Consider the following 282-nt stretch of genomic DNA (forward strand, 5'->3'; position numbering starts at 1 on the left):
CACCTCGACACCTTGGTAAAACTCGGCCAAGCGCAAAACAAACGCATCGTCGATGTGCTCGAAGGCTCCAGCTTCAGTGGTAAGCGCGGGGTCAATGATTTCATCGACCGGCCTGCCATGGACAGCGCGCTGTTACAGCATCGCGACGACCTTGGCCGCTGGAACCGGATGCTGGATCGCATCACCACCGACCGCATCATGCTGGTGGGTGCCGGTCGTTTCCATCGTTCGGCCTGGTACTACGACGCGCAGGATCAACAGCAACTCCACCAGGCCCTCACC

The 282-nt window shown here is 59.9% G+C and carries 1 protein-coding gene; it reads left to right on the forward strand.

The window, feature by feature from the left end:
* Positions 1–282 (forward strand): hypothetical protein (locus Q7W83_RS29425; protein ID WP_473658515.1); only part of this gene is annotated, 282 nt, incomplete at both ends.

This window comes from Pseudomonas sp. 300 (genome assembly GCF_055803035.1).